Source organism: Paraburkholderia ginsengiterrae (assembly GCF_001645125.1).
Taxonomy (GTDB): domain Bacteria; phylum Pseudomonadota; class Gammaproteobacteria; order Burkholderiales; family Burkholderiaceae; genus Paraburkholderia; species Paraburkholderia ginsengiterrae.
In genome coordinates, this window is the sequence record NZ_LXKA01000236.1 from 1 (window position 1) to 458 (window position 458).

Genomic DNA, 458 nt, shown 5'->3' on the forward strand with positions numbered 1-458 from the left:
GGCCAGCGGTCGGGAATACGGAGCTGTGGCAAGGCATCAGTAGCAAGGCCTCCACGATTGCTCTTACGCACGCGTGACCCTTCACCTGTAGTGCAGCAGCCCATGGTGTGCCTTTTCGGGCGCTGTTCGCCGGACAGTCGTTGATGGTTGCCGTGCCCTCAGCGAATGATTCTATCAAGACGGCTCTGTGCGGCGGCAGCGGCGGACGAGAGAGAGCGCTGAGCCGCCGTGACGGTCAAAAGGATGTGGATCGAGTCGTCGAGCAGACAGTCGTCGGCGTACTGCTTCGCGATCGTGCAGGACAGCAGCGGTCCGACCGTACGGTTCAAGGTGCGCACCGGCTGGATGAACGAGACGTGCTCGACCTTCTCGAGCGCCGCTTTCGCCTTCGCGATCAGCGTGTGGACGAGCGCCTTGTCGAGACCGTGGTCCTGCAAGACGACGTGCTTGCGCGACAC

The 458-nt window shown here is 62.7% G+C and carries 1 pseudogene; it reads right to left on the reverse strand.

Features of this window, described 5'->3' with window-relative positions:
- Positions 1-218: 218 nt before the first annotated feature.
- Positions 219-458, reverse strand: a pseudogene (locus tag A6V37_RS41455) (hypothetical protein); the annotation flags it as partial.